This window comes from Paraburkholderia sp. SIMBA_053 (assembly GCF_046534895.1).
Lineage (GTDB): Bacteria > Pseudomonadota > Gammaproteobacteria > Burkholderiales > Burkholderiaceae > Paraburkholderia > Paraburkholderia caledonica.
The window spans coordinates 1-231 of the sequence record NZ_JAWRXU010001884.1 but is presented as its reverse complement, the minus strand read 5'-3'; the positions used below and the strand labels follow the sequence as shown (position 1 = coordinate 231).

Below are 231 nucleotides of genomic sequence, written 5' to 3'. Positions count from 1 at the left end.
ATGCCCTTGTCGGAATTGACCATCGCCAGCGCCGGGCGCCGGGCGTACTCGGCCTGCAGGTCGGCCTTGATCGCTTCCTGCTCGGCGGCCGGCAGGCTGCCCAGGCGCGCGTAGAGGTCGCCGATGCCGTTGTTGGGGTCGCAGCCGGCGGCCTTGAGCGTGGCGGCGCGCTTGCCCCGCACGTCCTTGTAGAACTCGGTCACGACCACGCCGAACATCACCGGGTCGGAG

Annotated in this window: 1 protein-coding gene; it reads right to left on the bottom strand. The window is 70.6% G+C overall.

The window, feature by feature from the left end; translation table 11 throughout:
* On the bottom strand, window positions 1–231 hold a 231-nt coding region (locus tag SB753_RS42085; protein ID WP_410805826.1), incomplete at both ends, for an NADP-dependent isocitrate dehydrogenase.